General features: G+C 69.6%; 50 protein-coding genes. 39 read left to right on the top strand and 11 right to left on the bottom strand.

Annotation, left to right across the window (positions count from 1 at the left end):
* The first annotated feature begins 43 nt into the window (after positions 1-43).
* The 3 genes from Dfulv_RS16965 to Dfulv_RS16955 are packed head-to-tail and all read left to right on the top strand — an operon-like array spanning position 44 to position 1,641.
* Positions 44-247 carry a hypothetical protein gene (locus Dfulv_RS16965; protein ID WP_259864152.1) on the top strand — a complete coding sequence of 68 codons (204 nt, stop codon included), beginning with the start codon at positions 44-46 and terminating at the stop codon, positions 245-247.
* Positions 248-249: 2 nt separating this feature from the next.
* A complete protein-coding gene (locus tag Dfulv_RS16960; protein WP_259864151.1) occupies positions 250-783 on the top strand; it encodes a DUF6879 family protein in 534 nt (177 codons plus the stop codon).
* Between the two features lie 9 nt (positions 784-792).
* A complete protein-coding gene (locus Dfulv_RS16955) occupies positions 793-1,641 on the top strand; it encodes a helix-turn-helix domain-containing protein (protein WP_259864150.1) in 849 nt (282 codons plus the stop codon).
* Between the two features lie 20 nt (positions 1,642-1,661).
* On the opposite strand, the gene Dfulv_RS16950 is transcribed toward Dfulv_RS16955, so the two are convergent.
* A complete protein-coding gene (locus tag Dfulv_RS16950) occupies positions 1,662-1,937 on the bottom strand; it encodes a hypothetical protein (protein WP_259864149.1) in 276 nt (91 codons plus the stop codon).
* Between the two features lie 81 nt (positions 1,938-2,018).
* Positions 2,019-2,699, bottom strand: coding sequence for a DUF2637 domain-containing protein (locus Dfulv_RS16945; protein WP_259864145.1), 681 nt, complete (start codon positions 2,697-2,699; stop codon positions 2,019-2,021).
* 63 nt (positions 2,700-2,762) lie between these two features.
* On the opposite strand from Dfulv_RS16945, the gene Dfulv_RS16940 reads away from it, so the two are divergent.
* Genes Dfulv_RS16940 through Dfulv_RS16925 form a run of 4 tightly spaced genes read left to right on the top strand, consistent with a single transcriptional unit; the run spans position 2,763 to position 4,117 of the window.
* Positions 2,763-2,996, top strand: coding sequence for a hypothetical protein (locus Dfulv_RS16940; protein WP_259864144.1), 234 nt, complete (start codon positions 2,763-2,765; stop codon positions 2,994-2,996).
* Positions 2,993-3,529 (top strand): endonuclease domain-containing protein, encoded by a 537-nt coding sequence (locus Dfulv_RS16935; RefSeq protein WP_259864143.1) that lies wholly within the window; start codon positions 2,993-2,995, stop codon positions 3,527-3,529. The genes Dfulv_RS16940 and Dfulv_RS16935 overlap by 4 nt, the downstream gene beginning before the upstream one ends.
* 31 nt (positions 3,530-3,560) lie before the next feature.
* Positions 3,561-3,737, top strand: coding sequence for a hypothetical protein (locus tag Dfulv_RS16930; RefSeq protein ID WP_259864141.1), 177 nt, complete (start codon positions 3,561-3,563; stop codon positions 3,735-3,737).
* A complete protein-coding gene (locus Dfulv_RS16925) occupies positions 3,734-4,117 on the top strand; it encodes a hypothetical protein (protein WP_259864140.1) in 384 nt (127 codons plus the stop codon). The genes Dfulv_RS16930 and Dfulv_RS16925 overlap by 4 nt, the downstream gene beginning before the upstream one ends.
* Positions 4,118-4,121: 4 nt before the next feature.
* Here Dfulv_RS16925 and Dfulv_RS16920 read toward each other — a convergent pair whose 3' ends face one another.
* The 8 genes from Dfulv_RS16920 to Dfulv_RS16885 all read right to left on the bottom strand — a co-directional run bounded on the left by Dfulv_RS16920 (position 4,122) and on the right by Dfulv_RS16885 (position 8,224).
* Positions 4,122-4,478 carry a hypothetical protein gene (locus tag Dfulv_RS16920; protein ID WP_259864139.1) on the bottom strand — a complete coding sequence of 119 codons (357 nt, stop codon included), beginning with the start codon at positions 4,476-4,478 and terminating at the stop codon, positions 4,122-4,124.
* Between the two features lie 3 nt (positions 4,479-4,481).
* Complete coding sequence (locus tag Dfulv_RS16915) at positions 4,482-4,856, bottom strand: hypothetical protein (RefSeq protein WP_259864137.1); 375 nt, start codon at positions 4,854-4,856, stop codon at positions 4,482-4,484.
* 196 nt (positions 4,857-5,052) lie between these two features.
* Positions 5,053-5,262 carry a hypothetical protein gene (locus Dfulv_RS16910; protein WP_259864135.1) on the bottom strand — a complete coding sequence of 70 codons (210 nt, stop codon included), beginning with the start codon at positions 5,260-5,262 and terminating at the stop codon, positions 5,053-5,055.
* Positions 5,259-5,468, bottom strand: a complete 210-nt coding sequence (locus Dfulv_RS16905; protein WP_259864134.1) for a hypothetical protein — start codon at positions 5,466-5,468, stop codon at positions 5,259-5,261. The genes Dfulv_RS16910 and Dfulv_RS16905 overlap by 4 nt, the downstream gene beginning before the upstream one ends.
* 88 nt (positions 5,469-5,556) lie before the next feature.
* Positions 5,557-6,588, bottom strand: coding sequence for a MucR family transcriptional regulator (locus Dfulv_RS16900; RefSeq protein ID WP_259864133.1), 1,032 nt, complete (start codon positions 6,586-6,588; stop codon positions 5,557-5,559).
* Positions 6,585-7,025 carry a hypothetical protein gene (locus tag Dfulv_RS16895; protein WP_259864130.1) on the bottom strand — a complete coding sequence of 147 codons (441 nt, stop codon included), beginning with the start codon at positions 7,023-7,025 and terminating at the stop codon, positions 6,585-6,587. The genes Dfulv_RS16900 and Dfulv_RS16895 overlap by 4 nt, the downstream gene beginning before the upstream one ends.
* The gene (locus Dfulv_RS16890; RefSeq protein ID WP_259864128.1) at positions 7,025-7,318 is read right to left on the bottom strand and encodes a hypothetical protein; all 294 of its coding nucleotides are present in this window, start codon (positions 7,316-7,318) and stop codon (positions 7,025-7,027) included. Before Dfulv_RS16890 ends, Dfulv_RS16895 begins: the two co-directional genes overlap by 1 nt.
* A 114-nt stretch (positions 7,319-7,432) precedes the next feature.
* Positions 7,433-8,224 carry a helix-turn-helix domain-containing protein gene (locus tag Dfulv_RS16885; protein WP_259864124.1) on the bottom strand — a complete coding sequence of 264 codons (792 nt, stop codon included), beginning with the start codon at positions 8,222-8,224 and terminating at the stop codon, positions 7,433-7,435.
* A gap of 82 nt (positions 8,225-8,306) precedes the next feature.
* Between Dfulv_RS16885 and Dfulv_RS16880 the strand changes: the two genes are divergently transcribed.
* The 26 genes from Dfulv_RS16880 to Dfulv_RS16755 all read left to right on the top strand — a co-directional run bounded on the left by Dfulv_RS16880 (position 8,307) and on the right by Dfulv_RS16755 (position 20,022).
* Positions 8,307-8,540: a helix-turn-helix domain-containing protein gene (locus Dfulv_RS16880; RefSeq protein WP_259864122.1), complete on the top strand. Its 234-nt coding sequence runs from the start codon at positions 8,307-8,309 to the stop codon at positions 8,538-8,540.
* An 87-nt stretch (positions 8,541-8,627) separates the two neighbouring features.
* Positions 8,628-8,795, top strand: coding sequence for a hypothetical protein (locus tag Dfulv_RS16875; RefSeq protein WP_259864119.1), 168 nt, complete (start codon positions 8,628-8,630; stop codon positions 8,793-8,795).
* A gap of 20 nt (positions 8,796-8,815) precedes the next feature.
* Positions 8,816-9,016 (top strand): hypothetical protein, encoded by a 201-nt coding sequence (locus Dfulv_RS16870; protein ID WP_259864116.1) that lies wholly within the window; start codon positions 8,816-8,818, stop codon positions 9,014-9,016.
* A 106-nt stretch (positions 9,017-9,122) separates the two neighbouring features.
* Positions 9,123-10,796, top strand: coding sequence for a YfjI family protein (locus tag Dfulv_RS16865; RefSeq protein ID WP_259864114.1), 1,674 nt, complete (start codon positions 9,123-9,125; stop codon positions 10,794-10,796).
* Positions 10,797-11,231: 435 nt separating this feature from the next.
* Positions 11,232-12,359 (top strand): GIY-YIG nuclease family protein, encoded by a 1,128-nt coding sequence (locus Dfulv_RS16860; protein WP_259864111.1) that lies wholly within the window; start codon positions 11,232-11,234, stop codon positions 12,357-12,359.
* 33 nt (positions 12,360-12,392) lie between these two features.
* Entirely contained in the window at positions 12,393-12,773 is a 381-nt protein-coding gene (locus Dfulv_RS16855) for a hypothetical protein (RefSeq protein ID WP_259864110.1), read from the top strand.
* Positions 12,770-13,093, top strand: coding sequence for a hypothetical protein (locus Dfulv_RS16850; RefSeq protein ID WP_259864107.1), 324 nt, complete (start codon positions 12,770-12,772; stop codon positions 13,091-13,093). Before Dfulv_RS16855 ends, Dfulv_RS16850 begins: the two co-directional genes overlap by 4 nt.
* Complete coding sequence (locus tag Dfulv_RS16845) at positions 13,090-13,449, top strand: hypothetical protein (RefSeq protein ID WP_259864104.1); 360 nt, start codon at positions 13,090-13,092, stop codon at positions 13,447-13,449. Before Dfulv_RS16850 ends, Dfulv_RS16845 begins: the two co-directional genes overlap by 4 nt.
* Complete coding sequence (locus Dfulv_RS16840; RefSeq protein ID WP_259864102.1) at positions 13,446-13,931, top strand: hypothetical protein; 486 nt, start codon at positions 13,446-13,448, stop codon at positions 13,929-13,931. The genes Dfulv_RS16845 and Dfulv_RS16840 overlap by 4 nt, the downstream gene beginning before the upstream one ends.
* Before the next feature lie 19 nt (positions 13,932-13,950).
* Positions 13,951-14,250: a hypothetical protein gene (locus tag Dfulv_RS16835; protein WP_259864099.1), complete on the top strand. Its 300-nt coding sequence runs from the start codon at positions 13,951-13,953 to the stop codon at positions 14,248-14,250.
* A 50-nt stretch (positions 14,251-14,300) separates the two neighbouring features.
* A complete protein-coding gene (locus tag Dfulv_RS16830; RefSeq protein ID WP_259864096.1) occupies positions 14,301-14,750 on the top strand; it encodes a hypothetical protein in 450 nt (149 codons plus the stop codon).
* Between the two features lie 104 nt (positions 14,751-14,854).
* Positions 14,855-15,208 (top strand): hypothetical protein, encoded by a 354-nt coding sequence (locus Dfulv_RS16825; RefSeq protein WP_259864094.1) that lies wholly within the window; start codon positions 14,855-14,857, stop codon positions 15,206-15,208.
* Positions 15,205-15,630, top strand: a complete 426-nt coding sequence (locus Dfulv_RS16820; protein ID WP_259864092.1) for a hypothetical protein — start codon at positions 15,205-15,207, stop codon at positions 15,628-15,630. Before Dfulv_RS16825 ends, Dfulv_RS16820 begins: the two co-directional genes overlap by 4 nt.
* The gene (locus Dfulv_RS16815) at positions 15,627-15,791 is read left to right on the top strand and encodes a hypothetical protein (protein ID WP_259864091.1); all 165 of its coding nucleotides are present in this window, start codon (positions 15,627-15,629) and stop codon (positions 15,789-15,791) included. The genes Dfulv_RS16820 and Dfulv_RS16815 overlap by 4 nt, the downstream gene beginning before the upstream one ends.
* Positions 15,788-15,988 (top strand): hypothetical protein, encoded by a 201-nt coding sequence (locus tag Dfulv_RS16810; RefSeq protein WP_259864090.1) that lies wholly within the window; start codon positions 15,788-15,790, stop codon positions 15,986-15,988. The genes Dfulv_RS16815 and Dfulv_RS16810 overlap by 4 nt, the downstream gene beginning before the upstream one ends.
* Complete coding sequence (locus Dfulv_RS16805; RefSeq protein ID WP_259864089.1) at positions 15,985-16,371, top strand: hypothetical protein; 387 nt, start codon at positions 15,985-15,987, stop codon at positions 16,369-16,371. The genes Dfulv_RS16810 and Dfulv_RS16805 overlap by 4 nt, the downstream gene beginning before the upstream one ends.
* Positions 16,368-16,667 carry a hypothetical protein gene (locus Dfulv_RS16800; RefSeq protein ID WP_259864087.1) on the top strand — a complete coding sequence of 100 codons (300 nt, stop codon included), beginning with the start codon at positions 16,368-16,370 and terminating at the stop codon, positions 16,665-16,667. Before Dfulv_RS16805 ends, Dfulv_RS16800 begins: the two co-directional genes overlap by 4 nt.
* Positions 16,664-16,876: a hypothetical protein gene (locus Dfulv_RS16795; protein ID WP_259864083.1), complete on the top strand. Its 213-nt coding sequence runs from the start codon at positions 16,664-16,666 to the stop codon at positions 16,874-16,876. The genes Dfulv_RS16800 and Dfulv_RS16795 overlap by 4 nt, the downstream gene beginning before the upstream one ends.
* Positions 16,873-17,802, top strand: a complete 930-nt coding sequence (locus tag Dfulv_RS16790) for a hypothetical protein (protein WP_259864082.1) — start codon at positions 16,873-16,875, stop codon at positions 17,800-17,802. The genes Dfulv_RS16795 and Dfulv_RS16790 overlap by 4 nt, the downstream gene beginning before the upstream one ends.
* Entirely contained in the window at positions 17,799-18,065 is a 267-nt protein-coding gene (locus Dfulv_RS16785; protein ID WP_259864081.1) for a hypothetical protein, read from the top strand. Before Dfulv_RS16790 ends, Dfulv_RS16785 begins: the two co-directional genes overlap by 4 nt.
* Positions 18,062-18,301: a hypothetical protein gene (locus Dfulv_RS16780; RefSeq protein WP_259864080.1), complete on the top strand. Its 240-nt coding sequence runs from the start codon at positions 18,062-18,064 to the stop codon at positions 18,299-18,301. Before Dfulv_RS16785 ends, Dfulv_RS16780 begins: the two co-directional genes overlap by 4 nt.
* 2 nt (positions 18,302-18,303) lie before the next feature.
* The gene (locus tag Dfulv_RS16775) at positions 18,304-18,540 is read left to right on the top strand and encodes a hypothetical protein (protein ID WP_259864078.1); all 237 of its coding nucleotides are present in this window, start codon (positions 18,304-18,306) and stop codon (positions 18,538-18,540) included.
* Between the two features lie 16 nt (positions 18,541-18,556).
* Positions 18,557-19,024 (top strand): hypothetical protein, encoded by a 468-nt coding sequence (locus Dfulv_RS16770; protein ID WP_259864075.1) that lies wholly within the window; start codon positions 18,557-18,559, stop codon positions 19,022-19,024.
* Positions 19,025-19,034: 10 nt separating this feature from the next.
* A complete protein-coding gene (locus Dfulv_RS16765; protein WP_259864073.1) occupies positions 19,035-19,409 on the top strand; it encodes a hypothetical protein in 375 nt (124 codons plus the stop codon).
* Positions 19,406-19,672 (top strand): hypothetical protein, encoded by a 267-nt coding sequence (locus Dfulv_RS16760; protein ID WP_259864072.1) that lies wholly within the window; start codon positions 19,406-19,408, stop codon positions 19,670-19,672. The genes Dfulv_RS16765 and Dfulv_RS16760 overlap by 4 nt, the downstream gene beginning before the upstream one ends.
* Positions 19,669-20,022: a hypothetical protein gene (locus Dfulv_RS16755; RefSeq protein WP_259864069.1), complete on the top strand. Its 354-nt coding sequence runs from the start codon at positions 19,669-19,671 to the stop codon at positions 20,020-20,022. The genes Dfulv_RS16760 and Dfulv_RS16755 overlap by 4 nt, the downstream gene beginning before the upstream one ends.
* 76 nt (positions 20,023-20,098) lie before the next feature.
* On the opposite strand, the gene Dfulv_RS16750 is transcribed toward Dfulv_RS16755, so the two are convergent.
* Complete coding sequence (locus Dfulv_RS16750) at positions 20,099-20,299, bottom strand: helix-turn-helix transcriptional regulator (protein WP_259864067.1); 201 nt, start codon at positions 20,297-20,299, stop codon at positions 20,099-20,101.
* Between the two features lie 72 nt (positions 20,300-20,371).
* On the opposite strand from Dfulv_RS16750, the gene Dfulv_RS16745 reads away from it, so the two are divergent.
* From Dfulv_RS16745 to Dfulv_RS16720, 6 genes are read left to right on the top strand one after another with little or no spacing between them, the layout of a single operon-like run.
* A complete protein-coding gene (locus Dfulv_RS16745; protein ID WP_259864066.1) occupies positions 20,372-20,530 on the top strand; it encodes a hypothetical protein in 159 nt (52 codons plus the stop codon).
* A complete protein-coding gene (locus Dfulv_RS16740) occupies positions 20,530-20,781 on the top strand; it encodes a hypothetical protein (RefSeq protein ID WP_259864063.1) in 252 nt (83 codons plus the stop codon). The genes Dfulv_RS16745 and Dfulv_RS16740 overlap by 1 nt, the downstream gene beginning before the upstream one ends.
* 9 nt (positions 20,782-20,790) lie before the next feature.
* Positions 20,791-21,129, top strand: a complete 339-nt coding sequence (locus Dfulv_RS16735) for a hypothetical protein (RefSeq protein ID WP_259864061.1) — start codon at positions 20,791-20,793, stop codon at positions 21,127-21,129.
* Complete coding sequence (locus Dfulv_RS16730; protein WP_259864060.1) at positions 21,129-21,431, top strand: hypothetical protein; 303 nt, start codon at positions 21,129-21,131, stop codon at positions 21,429-21,431. The genes Dfulv_RS16735 and Dfulv_RS16730 overlap by 1 nt, the downstream gene beginning before the upstream one ends.
* Entirely contained in the window at positions 21,431-21,631 is a 201-nt protein-coding gene (locus tag Dfulv_RS16725) for a DUF4287 domain-containing protein (RefSeq protein ID WP_259864057.1), read from the top strand. Before Dfulv_RS16730 ends, Dfulv_RS16725 begins: the two co-directional genes overlap by 1 nt.
* Positions 21,631-22,017 (top strand): hypothetical protein, encoded by a 387-nt coding sequence (locus Dfulv_RS16720; protein WP_259864054.1) that lies wholly within the window; start codon positions 21,631-21,633, stop codon positions 22,015-22,017. The genes Dfulv_RS16725 and Dfulv_RS16720 overlap by 1 nt, the downstream gene beginning before the upstream one ends.
* The last annotated feature ends 1 nt before the right edge of the window (position 22,018 follow it).

The raw sequence follows: 22,018 nt of genomic DNA, 5'->3' as shown, positions 1-22,018 counted from the left end.
TCGGGGGCACGTGGCGGAACCCTGCAACCTCAAGGAGCGCGGCATGAAGATCGAGTTCATCCGCAAGACCCGCGAGTCGACGACCGGCAACTGCCCGGCCATCTACTCCACCGACGACGGCCGGTACGTCATCCAGGGCTGGAAAATCGACGACGAAACCCGCGCCCAGCTACGCGACCTCGCCGACAACGAGACCGCCGTCGTCATCCCCGCGGACGTCATCGCCGGCATCGTGGCGGCCCAGTAGCCATGACAACACGGCTCACCCCGCGCGACTTCGACGACGCCTTCCGCTACTTCCGGCGCGACGCGTTCCGGCTTGAAGCCCAGCCGGTCTACACCGTCGACGTCGAGCGGGAGGCGTTCGACGACTTCCTGCGGGGTGAGCCACGCCCGGCCACCGAGTACGGCTTCTACGCCACCTGGCTCGACAAGGTCCGCGAGGTCACCGCCGCCGGCCGCCGTCTCGATCGGGTCCGCATCGTCGAGACCCCGCCGACGGACTACCAGGCGTTCGAACTGCACATGGCCCGGTACAACATCGCCGCCGGCGAAACCCTCCGCACTATTCCGCGACCTGCCGCAGTCGAGGCCGGGCTGCCGGCCGACACCGACTGGTGGCTGTTCGACAGCGAAGCCGTCGCCGTCATGCGCTTCACCGACGGCGGCACCCCGCTCGGCGGCACCATCCTCACCGACCCCGCGATCGTCTCTCGGTACTGCACGTGGCGAGACCTGGCAGTCCACCACAGCGCGCCGTTCACCAGCAGCGCAGCAGCCTGAGGAGCGAACATGACCAACCCCACCGAGGCGTGGCTATTGAAGCCAGGAGGCCTCGCCCGACTGCTCAAACAGCACCGCGAACGGGCCGGATTGACCGGCCAGGCGCTCGGCGAAAAGGTCGGCTGGAACCAGTCGAAGGTATCGAAGCTGGAGACCGGCAAGCAGCTCCCAAGCGACGACGACCTACACGCATTCGCCGCAGCGGTCGAACTCGACGACGAGGCGCTGGGACTCCTCACCGACCTGCGCACCCAGGCCGACGCGATCAGCAAGGAGTGGCGGGCCGGCCGCGCCGGCGGCCAGACCGCGATCCAGCAGAACTACGACGAGCTGGTCCGCGCCGCGAAGGTGATCCGCAACGCCGAGGTGACAACCGTCCCCGGCCTGCTCCAGACTCGCGAGTACGCCCGCTATCAGGCCGAGCAGGCAGTGGTGCTGCACGGCTTCGCCCCTGACGAGATCGAAGCCACCCTCGACGCGAAGATGCGCCGGCAGGATGTCCTGTACGACGCTACGAAGCGATTCGAGTTCGTTGTGGCCGAGTCCGCGCTCCGCCTGCTGTACTCACCGCCGGATGTGATGCTCGCCCAACTCGACCGGCTGCTCACCCTGACGTACCCGCGCACCAATCTGTGGTTCGGGATCATCCCGTTCGGCACCCAGTTGCCGACCGTGCCACAAAACCGGTTCATCGCCGTCGACGACGTCATCTACATCGAGGACTTCGCCGATGAGGCCGTTTATCGCGGCGAGCGCGCGAGCACATACGCCAAGGCGATGGATCTGCTGATGGCTGAAGCGGTAACCGGAGAGCAGGCGCGTCGTCTTATCCTCGCCGCTTCTGACGCCCTCGCTTAGTCATACCGACCAGGATCTAGTCAGCCCGACTGGCCGCCGGATGATGCGGGTTCCGCCGGCGGCTCGTCGAGTTTGGTCATGACATAGCCGAGCGTTTCACCCTTGTAGATCTTCGACGCGACACCGCGAACTGCCCAGACCATCTCTTGTGGCAGTTCGCGGGTGCACGCACGGAGGAAGTTGACCACCGCGTCGGCGGCGGTCGTCTCAAGCACGGCGGGCCGGGCTTTCTGACCGAGGTTGTAGCCGATCGCGCCTCCGACTCCGGCGCCGATGAGTAGCAGCACGATCTCCATGCGTGCACGGTAGTGGCAGCGGACGTGTCATGGAAGCCGGGAACGCCCCGCCCGAGACTCCGGGCGGGGCGCTTCGCCGTCTCAGACGGTCACGCCGTCGGGCAGCCACAGTCCGTCGATCATCCGCCCGCCGGGTGCCGGGGAGACGGGGGCGGCGGCGGGAACCTTCGGCGCGGCCGGCTTGCGGGTGCGGGGCTTCTTGGTTGCCTTGGCGGCGTTCGCCTTGCGGGTTTCGGCGGCCTTCTTCGCGGCGGCACTGCGCTTCGCGGCGAGCTCGGCGGCAGCCTGGTCCTGCGCGGACGTCTCGGCGGCGGCGGTCTCAGCGGTGCGGGTGGTGAGCTGGCCGGCGAGCCATTCGCAGAGGAGGAACCCGGCGACGATGAGGACGCCGAAGCCGCGGGAGCCGACGGTGTCGCCGGCGAAGAAGTTGGCGGCGAGAGAGGCGACGGCGCCGCCGATCATGAACCAGCGGCCGATCGTGTTGGTGCGGGCGGAGAACCGCTTCGCCATGGCCATGCGGCCCAGCAGCATCATTCCGTCGATGTAGAACGGGGCGGCGGCGGCTTCGGCGGGTTTGGCGCCGAGGTTGGTGGCGAGGTGGGTGATGTGGTCGAAGGAGAAGTAGAGGGCACCGGCGGCGAAGGAGAGGACGACGCCTTGGGCGGCGGTGCGGGTCCAGTCGATGCGGGTCATGGTGGCTCCTGAAGTCTGGGGGGAGGTGCGGCTGCTGCCGGTCTGGGGCGCGCTCTGCATCTCCGTCATGCCCATAACCATAGCCTAGTACTAGGCCTAGTGCAAGGCCTAGTTATGTGCCATCATTGACCTGTGACCGAATACAACCCCGAACGGCTCGATGAGCTGGGAAAAGAACGCGCACGCCTGCGTGCTGAACTGAACCGCGTCAACGCCGAACTCGACGCCGAGATCGCCAAAGCGCACGCGGCTGGCGTCATCCAGGCCGAGATCGTCCGGCGCACGGGCCTCACCCGCGAGTCCGTCGCGCAGAAGGCGCTGCCCAAAGCCAACCGCTGGAAGCGCGGCGCCGGAGACGCAACGTGATCGTGCCGATGCCACGCACGCCCGCCGCTTACCACCTCCGCTGCGCCCACCTGAACTACGAGCTGACCTGCACTGATTTCGACCAGCTCTGGAGTCGCACCGAAGGACACTGCGAGATCTGCGGCATCGCCGGCGAGGGCACGCCACATGGCTTCCTGCATGTGGATCACGAACAGTCGGCAGGAAAGTGGGCGGTACGCGGCCTACTCTGCTCCCGGTGCAACACCATGCTCGGACGACCCGGCCTCCTCACGGGAGCAGCCGTCGACGCCTACCTCACCCAGCCTTGGCGAGACCCGGCATCTCGACCACAGCCAGCTGCCCCCGCGGCAACAGACTCCAGCGACCCGCTGGCCATCGCCATCGCGGCCTACAACGAGGGACTTCGGATCGCCATCGAAGAGCGCAACGAAGCCATCCGCGCCGCGGCGGCCGAGGGTATGAAACAGGCGGACATCGTGAGAGAGACCGGCTACAGCCGTGAGACGATCCGCCAGATCCTGAACCCTATCCGCGAGCCGCTGACCACGTGACCCGGCGACCCCGAGCAGTTACCCTCGAGTCATGGCCGACCAGCAGCGCGATACCCGCGGCGACTACGTCGACGAGCGTGGCGTGCTCATCACTGCCGCCGGCCGTGCCCGGATGCGCGCGAAGCTCGACGAGCTCGACGCCAGGTGGACACCCGAGGAGCGGGAGCAGCGCCGCAAGGCCCTCCTCGCCCAGATCAACGCCGCGTGATCGACGCGCAGCTCACCCTCGACACCTCCGCTGTTCTCGCCTACGTCGCCGGGTCGACGGGGCTCGGTGAACTGCTGGGCGAGGTCGCCGAGGAGAAACGCCGGTTCGCGGTGCCCGCGGCGTGCCTGGTCGAGGCGGGCCTGCAGTTGGATGAGGCGTCGTGGCCGATGCTGGACGTCCTCGCCGGGCACCCGTCCGCGGTGGTCGTCGGTTTGGACGCCGCCGAGTGGAAGGCCCACGCGTCGGCGGCAGCCCTGTTCGGCAGTGCCGGTGCGGGCGCTGCGGCGCTCCTGGTCGCGCAGGGCGACGTCTGGTATGTAGCGACCCTCAACCCGGACGCGTACGGGGATGGGATCGACACTGTGTTGATCGAGGACTGACCGGTTAGCGCTTCCCCAGAGCCTTGCGCAGGCTCATCCGGTCGACGCCGGCCAGCCGTGCAGCGGCGGCCTCAGCCGTGCCGGACCGGTGGGCCATGACGGCGACCTGAAGCGCGGCCGCGTACGCGCGGGCCTCGGCGAGCCGGGCGGCGATCAGGGCGCGGTTGGCGTCTTCGGGCGTGGTTTCGCCGAGTAGGTACTGGACGGTGGCGGACTGGGCCGCGTCGCGCTCGGGCTGCTCGTCGGGGTCCGGGTACCGTTCGTCGATCTCGCGGGAGGCTTCGGCCACGAGGTCGATCTGCTCGGCGGTGAGTTCGTCGGCGGCCGGGCCGAGCCAGGCCATCAGGTCGTCGCTGGGCACGGGTCACACTCCCATCGCGGTGTCGTAGGCGGCACCGATCAGGTCGAAGAACTCGTCGTCGATCGCGGCGACCGACATGATCTCGGTGGGGTGGACGAGGAGTTCGCCACCCTCGGAGTCGAGGGGCTGGTCGTCGCTGATGTCGCCGCGCAGCTCGACGAGGACCCAGCCGGGCATGCCGTAGGGGATGCCGGCGCCGTAGGTGGCGAGGTACTGGGCGAGCTCTTCGCGGGTGGCGCAGACGGAGACGCCGACGCGGTCGGTGCCGCGGTCTTCGAGGTGGTCCTTGCCCCATGCGCGGGAGATCTGCTGCTCGGCGTCGAGGAGGTCGCTCGCCGGGCGGTCGCCGCTCTGGACTCGGAAGTACGTCTGCGTCATGTAGATGAGTCTACAGACGAACTGTAGACACGTCTACACCTAGCTCCCGTCGCCACGCCCACTTCTCCCTCTGCCGCTCCGCCTTCTTGTCCCGCGCCGTCGACGGGCAGTCCAGTCCGAACCCCCGCGACCGGCAATACGGACACCAGTCCCGCCGGCACACCCCGAGCATCCGGGCCACGCCAGCCGCCCGCTCTCAACCAAGCACGATGCGGTCACCGTCGGGCAGCAACTCCCACAGCTCCATCGCCGCCGGGCAGTGCGCGAACCCGCCGACGTAGTGCGGGCTGCGATAGTCGCCAGTGCCGCACCGATGCTCGTCGAGATGATCGCGGAACGCCTTGTGAAGCGGCTCGGCGAGCGTGGCGCCGAGGGCCGCCCAGACGCCGTCAGCCCAGGTGCTCATCGCGTCGATCCCCGCACCAGCCGATACAGGGCCGGCGACGACAACGCGACACCCAGCGCCGCACCCGGCCGGGCCAGGTCACCCCGGCACCCGCACGCACACCCGTCGAGCACACCGCGCCGCACCAACTGCCGGATCTTCGCCAGCATCAGGTTCGGCGGAAACAGCCCCGGGTCGCACGCGGAAGCGACGCGGGTGAGGGTCATCGCCGGATGGTGCACCCGTCAGGCCCGGAACGGATCGGACGGTCAGGTCGTGATGGGCGCCGATCAACGGCCGCGTATCGCCCGACCCTCAGGTCGGCGGCGGGCCAGGTCCACGCCGCCTCACCCCATGAAGGTCCATCAGCCGGCCGACCACCTGCTTGTTGACGCCGAGCTCGGCGACGAGCACCCGCATCGGCTGCCCCTCGTCCAGGTAGCGGCGGCGCATGTAGTCGGCCACATCCCGGTGGCCCAGACCGCGAGCTGCCGCGTCGGCGCGCTGGTCCGCGTCGGCGCTGCGCTGGTCCGCCGCCCGCTGCTGCCCGGCACGCACCGACCGGCGTTCCTGCTCCCGCCGTTCCCGGCCTACCCGCGCGGCGGCTGCGATCGGCGCGACCTGCGGGGCGAGGGCACGCAGCCGGTCCGGTCCGCCGGTGTCGACCGCGATCTCACGCCGTACGTCTGACAGTTCGCGGGATGTGAGCGGCTGGCGTTGCCGCATCCCCCACCGCCGCCGGTACTCGTCGGCGTCCAGGCCGTGCACGGGCAGGTGCCGGCCGAGGGCCTTTTTCCACACCCCGCATTCCAGGCAGCGGATGCCGTCGCTGGTGCGCCACTCTTCCTCGGGTGGCAGCACGCTGGCCTGTCGCGCCTGCCGGAGTTTCCGCCGGACCCGCTGCGCGGCGACGTTGTCGGTGTTCGCGGCCCGGCACACCGTGCAGCGGCAGCCGAGCCGATACCCGCGCATGTCGTGACTGGGAACGTCCAGTGGGGCCTCGGGCCGGGCGCCCCGCACCGGGCCGAGATTCCGGGCGACCCCGGCCAGATCCAGGCCGCGCATCACCGTGTCCGGGGCCATGCGCAGCTCGGCCGCGATCTGCCGAATCTTGAGTCCGGACGCGTACAGTCGCGCCACCTCGGCGCTGACCCGCGCCGCGGTTCGGTCCTCGGCGGGTTTCGTCCTGAGCCGGTCGTTGCGCAGGGGCGTCCCGGAGAGGGTGACGGCGCGGCGGGCCACTACCTTGGTGACGCCCAGCTCGGCGGCGATCTGCGCGATCGTGCGGCCCTGTCGGTAGAGTGCCCCGGCCTGGGCGCTGATCTGTGCCGCCGTCGAGGGTTTCACCGCTGGCCGGCGAGCCGGATGAGCCGGGTGAGCACGGAGCGGCGGCTGAACCCGCCGCCGTCCGCCTGTTCCAGCGTGCCCCGCGCGCCGAGCTGCGCGACCGTGCCCGGCGACACCCCCAGTACCCGGGCTGTCTCGGACCGCGACCAGCCCGGCGCATCCTCCTCCCGGGCTGCCGTGGGCGCGACGAGCAGCCCGAGCGGGGTGCGCCACCACTCGAGGTCGGGATCGTCCGGCCACAGCAGTGCGAGCAGGTCGGTGGCGGTCTCGTCGGCCAGGTCCCCGTCGGCGAGCTGAGCGACCAGCCCGGCGGCGCGCGACTGTGCCCGCTCGCCGAGGGCGAGTTGCAGGTCGGTGCCGAGGACCGCGCCGATGCGTGCGGCAAGGCCGCCCAGCTCGTCCTCAAGCTGGGCGGCGGCCGGGTCGAGGCCGGTCATCACGGGCCGCCCGGGGTCGGCGCGTCCGGGCCGGTCAGCGCGTTGATGGCTGCGGCGAGGCGGTCGGCGTTGGCGGGGTTGTGTGCGGTGTCCCCTTCGAAGGTGGCCTCGCATTCCCACCACTCACCGTCGAATCCCATGATTCCGCCGTCGTCGTCGTCGAAGTCGGGGTTGGCGGGGTTCCGGAACGCCTGCATAACGTGGGCTTCGGCGGCTGCCAGGTCGGTGGCCTGGAACGGTTCGGAGACGAACCCGCATGCCTCGAAGTAGTGGTAGGTGCTCATCCCGCTCATGTCAACAAGTCTAGGTTGACAGCCTCACCATGTCAACAGGTTGCAGTTGACATGGTGAGGAAGGGCGGTGCCGGCGTCATGACCCAACACAGCGCGGTTCGCCTACCAGCACGCTCACCCCATCCCGTATGGCCCCTGCGGTTGGCCTCCAACCCCCGGGCCACTACCGCGACGACCGGCTCGCAGCCCGATCCCCCCGGGGCTGCCCTGCCGTGCCCCGGCGCCGTACGTCGGCACATCACCGCGGCCGGCCCGCGCCTCCTCGACCTGGCGCAGGATCTCCTCGCGCGTCGGACCGTACTTGTAGCTGTGCGCCAGCATCGCCTGCTGGCCGAGATGCAGCAGCGAGTTCATGCCGTCGACCAAGGCGGCCCGGGACCGTTCGTCCATGTCGGCGCGGACCGTCGCGTCGAGCATCAGGCCGGGCGTCGGGAACGTGGCGTGCGGGTCGATCGAGGCGATGACCCGGTCCAGGGCCTCCGGGTCGTCTGTCTTCTCAGCGACCGCCAGGATCTTGTGCGCGGCCTCGACGAGGTGCTCGACCGCGTCGGTGAGCGCCTGTTTGACCGTGGGCGGCAGCTTCGACTTGTTGTTCAGCAGGTCGGCAAGGTCGCCGACCACCGGGTCTGTCCGCAGTGGCGTCAACGGCGGTGGGACCTCGGCGCGCGGAACACTGGCCGGCCGGGGCAGATCTCCAACGATCGAGAGGATCGTGCCGGCCGGCCACTCGAGAGCCTGCTCGACGCGGACGAGCGTCGCCGGGTCGTAGCTGGTCCGGTCCGCGCGCTCGATCTCACCGAGGGTTTTCACCGTCAGGCCCGTCTTCTCGGCGAGCTTCTTGCGCGTCTGCATGCCGAGCTCGACTCGACGGCTGACCACGGCGTTTGCGACTTCCTGCCACCCCACGCCGCCCATCCTTGCACTGACGTCACCGATCGACACCGTCGCGGCTTGTTATCTTCAGTTATCTTCAGGTACTATCGGTGACATGGCAACCGACATCATCGGCGTCAAGGGAGCCGATATTCGCGCTGCCCGGTACGCCAAGGGACTCAAGCTCTACGAGCTCGCCGAGGCGGTCGGCGTCAGTGCGCCCTACCTCAGCTCGATCGAACGGGGCACAAAGCTCGGCTCGCCGGCAGTGCTGGTCCGCATCGCGGCGGCGCTCGGCAAGAACCCGGAGCAGTTCATCAGCAACAAGCCGACCGTCAAGGCGGCCTGACCCCCACCAAAGCATCAGGCCCCCGCTGATTCCGCAGTGCTCGAACACTGCGGGCGAGGGCCCAGACCGGACAACGGAGGTCCGACCATGTACGCCAACGGTAACAAGATCCCCGCCCCGCGCGCCAGCACCGATGAGCGCCACCGCGCCACCCGCGCCGAGCTCCGGCAGCGGTACGAGCGCCGGGACCTGCGCGACGCCCTCAACGAGGCCCGCGGCCTCATCCACTTCGACCGCGTGCTGGTCGGTGCCTGATGGGTCGCGAGATTCGGCGCGTGCCGTTCGCAACCGCCGACGACCTCGCGACCTGGATGTCCGACCCGGCGCGCGGCGACCGCTGGTTGCCGCCGGACGTGGCCCGGAAGTTCATCGACGATGGCTGGGCGCCGTCGCTCGTGTTCACACCAGAGGCCGGCGTGGTATCCGGTGCCGAATGGATCGGCACGCGGGACGACGCCGAGCACCCCACTCCCTGACCGACCCCTCACCGCCGACCCGGAAAGGGGTCCCGATCGTGCTGCACACCTGGTCGCCCGTCCGCGCAGGCAAGTCCGCGCGGGCGGGCGGCGCGCGGGGGCCGTCATGAACGGCGACTTCGACAACGACACCTGGGGTCCGCTGCGTGACCAGTTCGAGCGCGAGGGCGCGGCCCAGCTCGCCAAGCAGAACGGGCAGGGCACCGCGCCGGAGGCGCAGAAACCTCTCGGTCTGGGCGCAACCCCGTTCGTGGCTGGCCACGGATACGCGCGCCGGTTCCCCCTCGACGCCCTGCCCGGCCAGATGCGCACCTACGTCGAAGACCTCGCGGTCCGTAAGCAGGTCCCGGTCGACCTTCCCGCACTCACGATGATCGGCATCCTGCACACGCTTGCTGGACCGCGGTTCATGGTCCGCCGCGACATCGACTGGCGACAGCCGCTCAACGGCTACGTCGTCTGCGCGATGGCGTCGGGTGCAAGCAAGTCCCCGGCCGTCGACGAGCTGCGAAAAGGCGCCTACAAGGCCATGCGGGTGTTCCAGGAGAAGCACAAAGAGGCCGTCGCGCAGCGGATCGCCCGGCTCAAGGCAGACGCTGAGGAGCTGCACACCCAGGCGAACCGCCTGGCCAACCCGTCCCGGTCGATCCTCGAACAGAAGGAGGAAGAGGAGAACCTGCGGGCGCAGGCCACTGCGAAGGAGGCCGAGGCCGAGGAGTTGGCGAAGAACCCGCCGGCCGCACCGCGGCTGCTCTTCGACGGCGACGTGACCGTCGAAGCGCTGTGCGCCAAGCTCGCCACGACGGAGGGCACGGGCGGGATCATCGACGATGAGGGCACGTTCCTCCGCGTCGCCGGTGGCCTCTACAACGGCGGGAAGGCCAGCAACATCGGCGTCCTGCTCGTCGGGTTCGACGGCCGCTACTACGAGCCCGAGCGGATCAGCCGCGAGACCAAGCCGATCAAGCGGGCCGTGCTGTCGATGTTCCTGTCGCCGCAGCCCGGCATCCTCGCCTCTGCCATGTCGGATCAGGTCATGGATGAGGCCGGGTTCATCAACCGGTTCTGGATCTGCGTGCCGGGCGACCTGGTTGGCCAGCGTGCTGAGCGACCGTCGACCTACTACAAAGACGTGCCCGCCGAACGGCGGGATCGTACGGGTCGGGAGTGGTGGGAGAACCTGCTGGCTCGGATCGTCGAGACGCCGATCATCGGTGTCGACGACGAGCACGAGTGGCAGATCGACCTGGACGCGGCGCCGACGTTCGATCTGACCCGGGGCGCGTGGAAGCGGCACCGGGAGTACGAGGCCGAGTTTGAGGAGCGGCTGCACCCGGCCAAGGGCGACCCGAAGCTGAAGGCGTGGGGGTCGAAGCACCTCGCGCGGGTGTTGCGCCTGTCGGCGATCCTGCACATCGCGGCCGACGGCACGACCGATGACGAGATCGCCGAGTCCACGATGGAGGACGCGATCGAGATCGGCCGCTGGGGTGTGGAGCACTACCTGCGCGCCGGCTCGGTGGTGGGGCTGAGCGAGGGCGCGGGCCGGATTGCCGAATACATCCATGCGAGCGCGCACCGGGCGGTGACGCGGGCGCGGATCGGTAAGAAGGTGTTCGCGAACCGCACCCCGAAGCGGCAGATCGACTCGTTCGTTGCCGAACTGGTCGCGGCGGGCACGCACGCGGTGGTTGAGCAGCCGACGGGCGGCCGGCCTCGGATGTGGGTGCGTGAGATCGACGTCACCGAGCTGCCCGACCGGGAGTCCGACGATGACTGATCTTGCCGCTGGGACCTTTTCTCGCACTTATCCCGCACTTATCCCGCAACTGCAAGATCGCTCTACGGGCCGTCTGACCTGCAAGAACGCGACCGCCTTCGACTTTTCCCGCTTTTCCCGCTTTTCCCGCAGGGGTCGGCGGGCGGCCGGAGGTCGCGCGCGCGTTACGAAGGCCAATTTTCAAGATCCTATCTATCTATCTCTATATACCCCCTCCGTCCTTCCCGCCCATTGGTGCGGGAAAAGCGGGAAAAGCGGGAAAAGTTCAAACGATCATGCATCGCCGCACGTCAAGGCCAGGATTCTGCGATCAAGGCCGCTGCGGGATAAGTGCGGGAAAACCCCGAGAAAAGCCGGCAGGCACGTACGGACCCCTCGCTACCTGCTCCTCGCCGCCGCTCTAGCCCCTGCCCCGACGTTGAGCAAGGAACGCTGATGACCGAAAACGACGAACGCATGGCCCCCACGACGAACATCGCGACCCTGGACAGCGACGTCACCATGTCGACGATGCGCATTCGCTGGGACGCGCTGCTGACCCTCGTGAACAGCCGCAGCAAGAAGGCCATGTGCGTCCTGCGTGAGGCAGCAGTGCGAAGCGTTCGCGAACGGACCCTGACCCTGGCGTTTCGGCACCCGTCGCACGCCAACATGCTGACGGCTTCGCCAGGCGTCGCCCTGTGGGCGCTGGGCGAGATGTACGGCGGCGAGTGGCGAATCATCTGCGAGGTGGCCGCTGCGGGCCGGCCCCCCGCAGCCAGCGCCGATGGTGTTCGTCGCCCGTTGTGCGAACGGTTCGGCGGCAAGGGTGCCGTGCTCGGCAACCAGTTGGGCCGCTACCTCGATGTCGGGCTCGTCTCCCAGCTGCCCTCACCTGCGCACCGGGAAGACCTGGTGATCGAGCGCGGGTATGCGGTGGGGTTCGGTGGCTGGTTCTTCTTCGCCGACCTTCCGCCAGCCTTGGCCTTCGGGCGCGCCGCCCGCACATCTAGCGATTGCAACAGCTACGGCGTTTATGCGGCGGCGATGGAAACGCGGCACTGCCCGCAGCACGGCGATGAGCGCGTGCTGTACGCCATGACCGGCGGCCTATCGCTCGACCGGAACGGCGACGAGCTGGCAGGGCTTGAACGCTGGCTTCAGGGCGTGCGGGCCAATCCTCGGTCAGCGCACTGGCGAGCGCCGACCGTCGCTCCCGCGCCTATCTTGATAGCGCCCGAAGCGCCGGCCGTCGCCCCGCCCTCCGCCGGGGCTCGCTGCGCCGTCTACCTGCACTACGACGCAGACGACATGCTGCTCTACGTCGGCATGACCGACGTTCTGGAAGTTCGCGGTCGTCAGCACGGCCGTAAGTCCAGCTGGGCGCAGTTCGCCGTTCGCGGCGAGCACGTCTGGTGCGATGACCGCCGCGCAGCGGAGCGCAAAGAGGTCGAACTGATTCGCACCCTGCGCCCGCTGTTCAACGACAAGCACGCCGCCCCGGACCGCGACGAGCGCCTGGTGGCGTACCTCGTCGGCAAGGGCCGCTACGACCTGCTGACCCCTGCGATCTCCCGCGGCTGACTCAACCCCCACGACCGAAAGGAACTCCCGAACATGACCAACCTGTCCCCGCCTGCCGAAGCAATCCTCGGCATCGTCACCGCCAACGGCACTGGCACTAGCTTCGTCGAGATCGAGCAGGCACTGTCCGCCGCCGGTTTCGACCCGGCCGGCGAGCTCGGCATCGAGCACCCCGAGTGCGCGAACCTGTTCATCTGGGCCGGCGTCAACGCCATGTTCACTGCCGCGCTGAACGAGCTCCTCGGCGCACATCTGGTGCACTACCGGCCGACGAGCGTCCTCGTGTATCTCGCCGACGGCAAGCTGCTGCAGATGCCGCCGGCGGTCCGGCCGCCGAAGAACGGCTACCGGGAACCGCACTGGGTGCCTGCGGTCATCAACCTCGGCCCGGTGCCGACCGGAGGTGTCGAGTGAGCGCCCGCAAGACGCCGCCGTCCCGCCGTCAGCACGTCGAGCTGGGCGCCCGCCTGCAGGGCGCCCGTGACGCCGTGTTCGCCGCGGTGCAACTGACGTCGGCGAGCTACCCGGTGGCGTCGCGTCCCGCGAAGGCGGCGGTGAAGGCGCTGCGGGTCCTCGACGAGCTGCGCATGGCCCTCGATGACGTGTCCTACCAGGAGCTTCGCGGTGACGACTGGTCGCCGACGATCTACTACGCCGCGAACTGTGAGGTGCGGGCGGCGTGGCTGGCCGCGAACCCCGTCGACGACGAGCCGGCGCCGGGCGGTGCCCAGTGACCGCCTTCGAGCGTTCCACCTCATATGGCGAGGCCGTTTCCGCCGGACCTGGCTACGGCCCGCTGTGGCGGCACGAATGCGGAAACATCGCATGGGTCGATCTTCTGGCTGACGACGGTCCGCGGCAGCCGTGGGAAAGCGAGTGTGCCGGCTGCCGAGGGCTGCGCCGTGAGTACTGGCTCCCGCTGTTCGTGTACAACGGCCCGCTCTGCGACCAGTGCCAGGGCAACGGCTGGGTGCCGATCTCCGGGAAGGTGGCCGGCGCGCCGGCAGGGTTCGACACGGTCACCGAATGCACGGCATGCGATGCGACCGGCATGGCCTCCGCCGCGCAGACCGCAGGCGGTGCCCGGTGACCACGACCCGCGCGAACGTCGCTACCCCGCCCGTGATCACCGTCCGCCCAGACGGTCTCGGCTACCGCTACTGCCGCCACTTTCCCCGCGTCGGTCCACACGACAGCGACTACGAGCTCACCCGCGAGGGTGCCGTGTGGCGGGCCCGCCAGCATCTCCGCGCCGTCTACGGCATCAACGCGACAACCAGCCCGGATGTGATCGCCCGCGCCACGGAGATCGTCGCGCCGCGCCTGTCGTTCCCGTCCGAGGCGGCCCGCCTCGTCGCCGAGCTGGACCTGAAGGGCCTGCTGGCTGGCGGTTTCCCGCGCGAGGACACCACGGCCGCGGCTGATGTGGCGGCGGTCGTCCGGTGGCGGCAGGTGGCGACGCCGCCGGGCTGCTACACCGCGGCCGACTACGAGCGGGCCGCTGCCGACCTGGCGGCCGAACTCGACGCGGCCGGGCTGCTCGTCGCACCGTTCACCCAGACCACCCTCTGACCCCCGAAAGGAGACCGACATGCCCAACCCGATCCCTGCTCACGTCGTCGAGGCGTGGAGCGTTCTGCCCGACCGGCTCTGCCCGTGCCGGGCGAAGTGTGGCCGCAACGTGAAGGTCGTCTGCGAGGCCGGCTGGAACAACATCGGCGACTGGCTGCCGCCGCATGTTGTGGACGCGCCGCTCGACCCGGACTTGCTCGTGCAGGTGCTCATCTACTGGGTGCTGCCCGACGGGGCGTCGAACGCCGACTTCAACCGCGAGTACGACCGGCTCGAAGCCGAGGTCGACGCGATTCTCCGCGAGTGGGTGCCCGCGTAGCGGCGGGTCAGCCGAACGACCACCCTTTGACTCCACCGAAAGGACCCACGATGGCCACGACCACCGACACCGCGCCGCAGGTCTGCGGCGACCCGGCGACGACCGCGATCGGCGACTTCACCTGCGTGTTGCCGCCGCACGATGACGACCTGCACTTCAACGGCGTCGGCACCTACTGGCGGAACCTTCCCGACACGGACCCGCTGGACGGCCTGCCGCACCTGCTGTGGTCGAACCGGTACCACCAGTGGTGGCGACCGAACCGGGCCGGCTACACCTCCGACGTGTGGCAGGCGGGCCGGTACAGCCGTACTGACGCGGTCTTCGAGGCCCGGGTCGACGACCACGAGAACCCGCCCGCGATCGTTGCGGTGCTGGCGCCGGAGGCCGGACGCGACGCGTTCACCCCGGCCGAACTGGCGGGTGTGGGCGAGATGATGCGCCAGCGGACCGCGGCGGCGACCGCCGCGGTGATCGACGCCCGGGGCGGTGCCGAGTGACCGGCTTCAGTTGGGAAGACTCGTGCACCTGCACGGACCCGTTCGCGTCGAGCCCGCCAGCATTCGAGGAGGCGTGCCCCGCGCACGGCTCCGAGGCTCGTGATGTGGCGCAGCGGCTTGGCCGGTGGCGGATCGAACTGGTCGGTGCCGCACCGGCAGTGCTGACCGACGTGCACCTGCGCCTGTACACCTCGATCGAGGCGTTGGAGGAGCTGCTCGGCGGTCACTGGCGGCATGAGGCGCCAGGCCCGACGCCGTCGCCGACGGGCACCTGTGGGTCGTGCGGTGGCACCGGCGAGGTGTTCCACGGGTTCGGCGAGGACGGTCCGATCTTCGCCGGCGAGTGCGGGTGCGAGACGCCGTACTGCGGCGGCTGTGGCGGCGCGTGGCCGTGTCTGCCGGTGGTCACGGTCGGCCGTGCGGTCGGGGCCAGGTTCGCTTTGGAGGCGACATCGTGACCCCAGACCATCCCGGCCTGCTCCGCCGTGCCGCCAAGCACGTCCGGGAGCTCGCCGCCGCAACAACTCCTTCGCCGTGGACGGTGGAGTCGTGGTCGCACGGCTGGGACGACGGCCACACGTGGCGGATCAACGGTCCGACCGGCGACGACCTGGTGACGCCGTGCGCGTTGCAGACCAGCACTGAGACGCCGGCCGAGTTCGCGCGAGCGGACGCTGACGTTGAGTATGCGGCGCTCATGCACCCGCCGGTCGGTATGGCTCTTGCGGTGCTGTTCGAGCGGTCTGCGGACGCGATGGCGGCCCTCGACGACGTGCTGCGTCGCGGCCGGATGGCGGAGCCGCAGCTGGCGCATTTCGCCGACCTGATGGAGGTCGTTCGGGTGGCCCGTCAGGTGCTGCGTGAGGAGGTGGCGCGGTGACAGTCGACGAGTTCGACCGGCTCCTCGCCCACTACGAGGACGCGTGCGCCGCCCTGCACGTTGAGGGCACCCGGGGCGCACAGGAGCGTTGGGAGGAGCTGCACGGGCAGATCCAGGCCGAGGTGCGGCGGCTGCGGGTCAAGGCTGGGGAGGCGCGGTGACCGCGGACTTCAACCGGGCCGGGTTCGCGGAGCACGCCTCGCTGGAGGCGATCGACGCCCGCCTCAGGGACGCGCAGAAGGCGTGCCGGGACGCGGACCGGCACCGGGAGTGGCTGACCGCGCTGCGGCAGCAGCGGGCCGCGCAGGTTGCCGCCGGTGCGTGGCCGCCGGCCGAGCCGGAGGGTGGTGCCCGGTGACGGACCGTTTCGTGATCGTCCACACGGACGAGCGCGGCAACATCGAGACCCTCGCTGTCGTCGCCTACACCGACTTGGCCGAGGCCGAGCGGCGTGTGGCCGAGCGTCGCCGGACCGCGACCGAGCACGGCTGGTCGGACGCGTACGAGGCGTTCCGGCTGGTGCCCGTCGACGCGCTGTCCGAGGTGGAGCAGCTGCGGCAGGACGTGGAACGGATGGCGCAGCACGCCCGCGACGAGCACGCCCAGGGCTGGAAGGAGGCCATCGGCTACCTGTACGGCATGTCCGCAGGGTCGAGCGACGACCAAGAGACGCTGACGCTGTGGCAGGCGGCCGAGAAGTTGACGGCGTGCGCCAAGGAGCTACGGGAGGCGGCTGGATGACCACGATGTTCGTCGTCGTGAAGCAGCAGATCGTCGGGACTCCCGCCGACTACGAGGTCGTCTACGACTGTAACGGCATCGAGCACCAGGACCGGGCCGAGGCGATCCGGCTCGGCGTCGAGGCGTTGGACCACGACGACTTCAGCATCGCCACGGTCGTCGGCGGCAGGCTGGTCGCGTTCGGGTTCGGCATGGACGACTTCGGCCCCGACGAGGACGGGGCGCCGCACGGCGGCCACGACCTCGACGAGATCGCCCGGCAGATCGGGCTGGCCACGCACGAGGTGTCCCGGTGACCGCGAAGGAGACCCGCCACTGCCTGTGTGGCAGCGCGCTGCATGCCCGGTCGACGCCGCCGGCGGCTGCCGAGACGATCGCGGCACTGTGGGAGCGGGAGCACACCGGCCCGGGCCATGGGGCAGCGACCGCGGCGCAGGCGGCCCAGGCGCGGCGGCGCGAGGAGGACCGCCGGGAACGCGCGTGGCGGGCGGAGGCGGCCGGATGACCGCCGAGCCGATCGCCGAGGTCATCGCCGACATCCGCGCCGGCCGAGTCAACCACCCCGCGGCGTTCGACGAGATGGGCCTCCGCTCCAGCCTGAAGCTCCTCGAGCAGGCGCAGGTGCCACAGCCGGTTGTCGACTGCACTGCCATCTACGACGGCTACATGAAGGCCGGCAAGGGCGTCGCCCTGTACGACGATTATCCGAGCATCGTGCCGCCGTGGGAGAACGCGTTCCTGTGCTACGTGAACCAGTTCGGCAACGTCAACGCCCTGCAGGTGCTCCGCGTGGACTGGGATGGTTCGGCGCCGTCGTGGGACAACTGGATGACCGACAACGACGTCGAATGGGCCCGGGTCCGATGGATCGCTGAGACGTCGATCTGGATCGGTGGCCGGTCCGGGGACGGCCGGTATCTGCCGACGTCGGGACCATGCCACCTGTTGCGCCACGCGATCCACGAGGACGGGTCGATCGCCGACATCAACTGGGTGGCGCTCATGCACAAGCGTGGCGTGTTCGGCGAGGCGCATGCAATCGGTGATCCGAACACGGAGGTGTGGGACACGGCGACAGTGATGGTCGGCGCCGCGTTGAACTTCCTCAACGCCTCGAATGTCGACATCGCCGAGCCGTCGCGGCCGCGGCCTCAGCGCCGCCGGCTGGCCCGGACCGGGGTGACGGTGCAGACGATCGTGGTCCGGCCACCCGGAAAGCACCGTGCCAAGTCGGGTGCTGCCCGGCCGATCGACGCGTCCGAGACTGCACTGAGCCCGGTTCGGGGCCACTGGTCGCACTACGGCGAGCGCTACAACCGCGGCAAGCTCTTCGGCAAGTACGAGGGCAAATTCTGGATTTCCGGACATGTCCGGGGCCAGGGCGACGCCGGGCCGCGCGACTACGTGTTGAAGCCGGGGGCGGCGGCATGACCGCCCGGACCACGGTGACGCACACGATCACGACGACGGCCGGTGGCGTGCACCGCCGGACGCTGCTGGCCGAGGTGTCGATCCGGCCGGTCCTGCTCGGCTGGCTGGTGACCGAACGGTATGGGCCGCTGTCCCGGACGCGGTGGCGGCCCACCTGGCGCACGACGGTCGCCGTGTTCGAGCAGGCCGCGGCCCGGGCGCAGCGGTTCGTTGAGCACGTGAACCACTTCCCCGACTCTGAGCCTGCGAAGGAGCCCCGATGAATGCCCTCGAACGCCAGGTGCAGGCGCTGCGGCTGCGCCGTGCCCTACACGACCATCGTGCCGCCGTCGACGGGGTGCTGGCCGCCCTCGACGAGGGTGTGGTGGTGCCGTCCGACGTGCTGCGGCTGGAGCGGTCGGCGATGGCTGTGGTCGTGGCCGGTAAGCCGCTGTGGGACGGCATCGACCTGAACGGGCCCGTCACGTACGAGATCAACCCCGAGACGAAGGAGAGCTGACCATGGCCAACCCGACCGACCCGATCGACGTCGACGCCCTCGTCGAGGCCGGCACTGCCCGCGCCGAAGCCACCCCAGACGACGGTGACGACTGCTGCGAGAACGGCTGCCAGTGCTACTTCCCGCGGCCCTCATACGACGAGGACTACGACCCGGACGACACGTTCGACGGGTCCGACTGTGATCACTGCCCGAACTGCTGCTCGTGCGTGCCGTGCATGTACGTGCACCACGCCTGACGAAGGAGAACTGACCATGGGATCTTCCCCGTACGCCCACATCGCCTACGGCTACAACCTCGGCGGCAAGGAAGGCGGCTGGAAGCTCGCCGGCGCCGCCGAGTACGGCACCTTCGACTTCGACTGGACTGAAGGCGGCTACGCGTTTGAGCAGGACGCAACCGACAGGCTCATCGTCGCTGCCGGGTTCACCGAGGCCCGCGACGAGGGCAAGCCCGACTGGTACCGGCGCCGCCGCGAGGTGGAGAAGGGCCTCGGCGTGGAGATTCAGCGGTCGGGCCACCACGAGTACCCCGGCTGGATGCTGGTCGCCACGGGTTCGCACAAGCGGGTGGAGTGGGCCGACGCGATGGTCCTCGACCTGTTCGGCATGGAGCAGGCGCCGCACGAGTGGTTCGAGCGGTGCACCGCTGCGGTGGAGGCGCTCGGGATCACCCCGATCCAGGACGGGCCGCGGTGGCTTGTTTTCCCGAGCTATGGCTGAGGAGGCCGACATGACCACTGCTGTGACTGACGGGCTGTTGGCCCGTCTCGCTGACGATCCGCTGCTTGAGCTGCGCATGGCGGCGATCAAGGTCCGGTCGCGGGCCGAGGTCGCGCTGCGCGAGTTCACCACCGGTGAGAACTTCTCGTACACCGACGACTGGGGTCGAGCATGCGACAACATGCTCGGCGGGGAGATCGGCGACTATCTGGCCGCGTTCAGCCCGTACGCCGGTCTGGAGCTTGCGGGGTGGCTGGAGTCCGTCGTGAAGCGTCTGGAGCGGCAGGTGCCGGGCCAGGAGGCGCGCGGCGAGGGGCCGGTGGCGCTGGCGGACAAGGCGGCGGCGTTCACGATCGCGCGGGCGCTCCTCGGGCGGCGGCCGTGACTCGCGAGGAGCGGCTGCAGGCGCTGGTCCGCCGTGAGCAGGAGCGCTGGTTTGAGTCGACCGGCTTCACGCTCCGCGACACCGACATGCGCGAGTACCTCGGCGTGGACCCCGCCGACTACTTCGCCGACGAGCTTGACGCGGCGGCCGCGGCCGTCGAGGAGGTCGACGTGCCGTGCTGCACGCCGATGGACGCGGCCCACACGCTGCCGAACGGGCACAGCGTGTTCTGCCGTGCCGAGATGACCAAGGAGAAGGCGTGATCGTCAACCTGACCCCGCACCCCATGCACATCTACCCGGCGGACTGCCCGGACCGGATCGTGCCCGGCACCGTCGACCCGCTCGTGGTCCTACCCGCCTACGACCGGCCGCCGCGCCTCGGTGAGACGGAGCTCGGTGCGGCCCGTCCGGTCGACGGGGTGCCGGTCGTCGACATCCGGTTCGGCGGTGGTGAGGGCCTGCCGGAGCCTGGGCCGGGCGTGTGGCTGGTCGTCTCGCGCCCGGTCGCCATGGTGAACCGGCACCGCTGCGATCTGCTGGTGCCGCACCACGTGGTGCGGGACCTGGACGGGTCTACGTTGGGCTGCCGGGCGTTCGGGAGGCCGTTGTGATCCGGCGCCTGTTCCGCCGCTGCGACGTGTGCGGGTCGCGGTGGTGCCTCGTGTGGTGGGCGGGGACGGAGCGGCGCTAGCTCTCCGTCTTGCGCCTGCGTGGTGGGTGCTTCTCGCGCCACGCGAGCAGGGCGGCTTTCTCGAACATGAGGGTGCGCCCGATGTGGATGGGCTGAGGGAAGCCTTCGAGCCGTCGCACATAGAGGTAGACGGACGCCACCTTGACGCCGAGGATCTCGGCCGCCTCTTCAGTGGGAACGTAGCCGTCCAAATTCATAGTCAATACGATAACCGATGCTAGACTATTCACAGTGACTATGAATAAAGATCGAGAGCCGAGGAGGTTCCGATGAGCGACACCGTGAAGATCCGCGTTGAGATCGACATCCACGCCGAAGGCACCCACGACACCGAGCGTGCAGCAATTGGCCAGCGCATGTGGGACACCGAGTCGCAGTCCAACAACGGCGGCATCTGGGTCGAGACCGACGGTGCGGAGAGTCTCTGATGACCGTCACCACCGCCCCGGTCACGCTCGACCCCACCACCGACCTGACCCCGCTTGTCGGCCGCCGCGTCACGTTCGACGGCAGGGTCGCCCTCATCCAGACCGCCCACCACGGCTACGAGGCGACGCGCTGCCGGGCCGCCCTGCTCGGCGGCATCTGGGGCGACCTCGTCGAGGAACCCACCAACTACTACCGCGGCGGCGCGTCGTCGTACTGGCTGCCGTACGGCACCACCGTCACCGAGATCTGAGGAGACTTCATGAGCAACCCGACCGCCCGCGCCGTTCGGATCGACCTTGATGAGGACGAGACGCCGGCCACCCTCTACCTGCTGCTGTCCCGCGACGTGGTCGAGCGCCTGAACCAGGAGTTCGACGTGCACGGCACCTCGGTTCCCGGCCAGCTCGGCATGGTCGCGGTGACTCTGCCGATGGGTGCCGCCGCCGACGTGGCCCGGCACTTCGGCAGGCAGCGAGGCGCGGATGAGGCGCGGACCGAGTTCTACTACTGCGTCACGAACGTCGCGAACCGGTTCTGGGAGAGCGGCATCAGCGAGGCGCCGACCGTGGGGCTTCGGGCGAACGAGACGACCGCCTGATGGACCACGCAGACGGCCAGCACCAGGAACCCGAGGGTGAACAGGCGCGCCCCGACGCCCGGCCCGAGGCAGCCACGGCGACCACCATGCCGCCCGCATGGTCGGACCTGATCGAGGGTCTGACCCTGCTCGCGAAGCACCACACGAGCGACATCAGCCCGCTGCACTGCGAGCACGACACCCTGAACGTGATGGCCGACGACGAGGCGTTCACCGGGGAGGAGATCGCCCGGCTCGACCACCTCGGGTTCAGTGTCAGCAGCGAGGGCGGCTTCTACTCGTTCCGGTTCGGCAGCGCCTGATGGCCGACGAAACCGTGAAGATCCGCATCGCGATCGACATCCAGTCCGAGAGCACCTACGACACCGGCAAGACCGTCGCGGAGTGGCTGGCGCTCACCGATGAGCAGCGGTCCGACATCAAGGCGGGCTTCTGGAACGAGGAGTCCGAGAACGACAACGGCGGCGTCTGGGTCGAGACCAAGGGAGCGGAGGGCACGTGATGACGAACCCCGCCACCCGCTACGGCCCCGTCGCCGAGCGCGAGTTCGAGCAGGCCACCGACGGGCACAAGGAGCCGCTCACCCGCTGGCTCGACGCCCTCCACGCCCTGCCCGACGACGACTTCACCGCCGAGGCAGCGTCCGCCATCCACGGGTCCGCGCTCACCAACTCGTGGCGCGGCAACTGGGCGCACGAGGACTGCCGGACCAGCGCCGCCCACGCCGACGCCAAGCGCCGCTACGAGGCCGCCGGGCACACCAGGGACTGCGCCGGCACCAACCTGTACGACCGCGCGTTCCGGCAGGTGTGGCTGTCGCAAGGACACAGCAGCACCGCGTACCAGCCGCGAACGTGCGACTGCGGCGCCGACTCGAAGGAGAGCTGAC

It is taken from the genome of Dactylosporangium fulvum, assembly GCF_025137375.1.
Lineage (GTDB): Bacteria > Actinomycetota > Actinomycetes > Mycobacteriales > Micromonosporaceae > Dactylosporangium > Dactylosporangium fulvum.
Note: the sequence above shows the minus strand (reverse complement) of the source record. Positions and strands in the feature narration are given on the sequence as shown.

Coding starts and splice junctions, on each gene's coding strand:
- Dfulv_RS16965 (WP_259864152.1), top strand. CDS start 44: ATGAAGATCGAGTTCATCCGCAAGACCCGCGAGTCGACGACCGGCAAC.
- Dfulv_RS16960 (WP_259864151.1), top strand. CDS start 250: ATGACAACACGGCTCACCCCGCGCGACTTCGACGACGCCTTCCGCTAC.
- Dfulv_RS16955 (WP_259864150.1), top strand. CDS start 793: ATGACCAACCCCACCGAGGCGTGGCTATTGAAGCCAGGAGGCCTCGCC.
- Dfulv_RS16950 (WP_259864149.1), bottom strand. CDS start 1,937: ATGGAGATCGTGCTGCTACTCATCGGCGCCGGAGTCGGAGGCGCGATC.
- Dfulv_RS16945 (WP_259864145.1), bottom strand. CDS start 2,699: ATGACGGAGATGCAGAGCGCGCCCCAGACCGGCAGCAGCCGCACCTCC.
- Dfulv_RS16930 (WP_259864141.1), top strand. CDS start 3,561: ATGGCCGACCAGCAGCGCGATACCCGCGGCGACTACGTCGACGAGCGT.
- Dfulv_RS16915 (WP_259864137.1), bottom strand. CDS start 4,856: ATGACGCAGACGTACTTCCGAGTCCAGAGCGGCGACCGCCCGGCGAGC.
- Dfulv_RS16910 (WP_259864135.1), bottom strand. CDS start 5,262: ATGAGCACCTGGGCTGACGGCGTCTGGGCGGCCCTCGGCGCCACGCTC.
- Dfulv_RS16905 (WP_259864134.1), bottom strand. CDS start 5,468: ATGACCCTCACCCGCGTCGCTTCCGCGTGCGACCCGGGGCTGTTTCCG.
- Dfulv_RS16895 (WP_259864130.1), bottom strand. CDS start 7,025: ATGACCGGCCTCGACCCGGCCGCCGCCCAGCTTGAGGACGAGCTGGGC.
- Dfulv_RS16890 (WP_259864128.1), bottom strand. CDS start 7,318: ATGAGCGGGATGAGCACCTACCACTACTTCGAGGCATGCGGGTTCGTC.
- Dfulv_RS16880 (WP_259864122.1), top strand. CDS start 8,307: ATGGCAACCGACATCATCGGCGTCAAGGGAGCCGATATTCGCGCTGCC.
- Dfulv_RS16875 (WP_259864119.1), top strand. CDS start 8,628: ATGTACGCCAACGGTAACAAGATCCCCGCCCCGCGCGCCAGCACCGAT.
- Dfulv_RS16865 (WP_259864114.1), top strand. CDS start 9,123: ATGAACGGCGACTTCGACAACGACACCTGGGGTCCGCTGCGTGACCAG.
- Dfulv_RS16860 (WP_259864111.1), top strand. CDS start 11,232: ATGACCGAAAACGACGAACGCATGGCCCCCACGACGAACATCGCGACC.
- Dfulv_RS16855 (WP_259864110.1), top strand. CDS start 12,393: ATGACCAACCTGTCCCCGCCTGCCGAAGCAATCCTCGGCATCGTCACC.
- Dfulv_RS16835 (WP_259864099.1), top strand. CDS start 13,951: ATGCCCAACCCGATCCCTGCTCACGTCGTCGAGGCGTGGAGCGTTCTG.
- Dfulv_RS16830 (WP_259864096.1), top strand. CDS start 14,301: ATGGCCACGACCACCGACACCGCGCCGCAGGTCTGCGGCGACCCGGCG.
- Dfulv_RS16800 (WP_259864087.1), top strand. CDS start 16,368: ATGACCACGATGTTCGTCGTCGTGAAGCAGCAGATCGTCGGGACTCCC.
- Dfulv_RS16790 (WP_259864082.1), top strand. CDS start 16,873: ATGACCGCCGAGCCGATCGCCGAGGTCATCGCCGACATCCGCGCCGGC.
- Dfulv_RS16785 (WP_259864081.1), top strand. CDS start 17,799: ATGACCGCCCGGACCACGGTGACGCACACGATCACGACGACGGCCGGT.
- Dfulv_RS16780 (WP_259864080.1), top strand. CDS start 18,062: ATGAATGCCCTCGAACGCCAGGTGCAGGCGCTGCGGCTGCGCCGTGCC.
- Dfulv_RS16775 (WP_259864078.1), top strand. CDS start 18,304: ATGGCCAACCCGACCGACCCGATCGACGTCGACGCCCTCGTCGAGGCC.
- Dfulv_RS16770 (WP_259864075.1), top strand. CDS start 18,557: ATGGGATCTTCCCCGTACGCCCACATCGCCTACGGCTACAACCTCGGC.
- Dfulv_RS16765 (WP_259864073.1), top strand. CDS start 19,035: ATGACCACTGCTGTGACTGACGGGCTGTTGGCCCGTCTCGCTGACGAT.
- Dfulv_RS16750 (WP_259864067.1), bottom strand. CDS start 20,299: ATGAATTTGGACGGCTACGTTCCCACTGAAGAGGCGGCCGAGATCCTC.
- Dfulv_RS16745 (WP_259864066.1), top strand. CDS start 20,372: ATGAGCGACACCGTGAAGATCCGCGTTGAGATCGACATCCACGCCGAA.
- Dfulv_RS16740 (WP_259864063.1), top strand. CDS start 20,530: ATGACCGTCACCACCGCCCCGGTCACGCTCGACCCCACCACCGACCTG.
- Dfulv_RS16735 (WP_259864061.1), top strand. CDS start 20,791: ATGAGCAACCCGACCGCCCGCGCCGTTCGGATCGACCTTGATGAGGAC.
- Dfulv_RS16730 (WP_259864060.1), top strand. CDS start 21,129: ATGGACCACGCAGACGGCCAGCACCAGGAACCCGAGGGTGAACAGGCG.
- Dfulv_RS16725 (WP_259864057.1), top strand. CDS start 21,431: ATGGCCGACGAAACCGTGAAGATCCGCATCGCGATCGACATCCAGTCC.
- Dfulv_RS16720 (WP_259864054.1), top strand. CDS start 21,631: ATGACGAACCCCGCCACCCGCTACGGCCCCGTCGCCGAGCGCGAGTTC.